The following is a 308-nucleotide window of genomic DNA, read 5'->3' as shown; positions in this document are numbered from 1 at the left end:
ATATAGGTAAGTGTTGAACGCCAGTAATCTTGAAAGCGGTCTTTAGTGCCGCGAATGTTATTAGCGCATTTTATAAGTTGGTAAGTAAGCCTTTGCTGCCAAGGTGCCTTTCGACTAAATAGTTGCTCAGCGTGTTCACGATCGTTATCTAATACGTCTTTTACGTAAAATTCTATTTGGCTGTCTAACTTTGCAATTGCGTCAGGAATAGAACAACCTTGTGCTGCTAAACATAAGTCGATGCAAACGGCGACGTAAGCATCACCCTCTTTTTTTGCATAACAACGTAGCTTAAACATAAACCCTCC

1 protein-coding gene is annotated in these 308 nt (G+C 40.6%); it reads right to left on the bottom strand.

Annotated features, from left to right (window positions below; genetic code table 11):
* A partial coding sequence (locus SB773_RS30900) for a hypothetical protein (protein WP_410594057.1) occupies positions 1-299 on the bottom strand: 299 nt, incomplete at its 3' end.
* Positions 300-308: the final 9 nt, after the last annotated feature.

Source organism: Bacillus sp. SIMBA_074, assembly GCF_046534555.1.
GTDB lineage: Bacteria > Bacillota > Bacilli > Bacillales > Bacillaceae_G > Bacillus_A > Bacillus_A mycoides.
This window is presented reverse-complemented; position numbering and strand designations above follow the sequence as displayed.